Genomic DNA, 343 nt, shown 5'->3' with positions numbered 1-343 from the left:
GACCCCAGGTTCCCAGTCTGCTATAGATGTAATTGCAATAAATAAAGAAGGAAATATAAGATTAATACAAGTTAAAAAGAATAAAAGAGAAATAGATATAAGTAATATTAATTATATTGATTTAGTTGAATTATATCATCTGGCAGAAAAATATAAAGATTCTAATAATATTGATATTGAATTATGGATATTTTCAAACAATAAATTAAAGAAATATAATAAAGAAGATATATTAAAATTAAAAGATATTATTTCTCTACAAAAAGAAAATACTCATACTGGAATATCAAATTCTTTAATAATTTTATATTTTAATTTATATGTTACAAATCTTTTAATTTTA

This window comes from Candidatus Nanopusillus massiliensis (genome assembly GCF_920984865.1).
Note: the sequence above shows the minus strand (reverse complement) of the source record.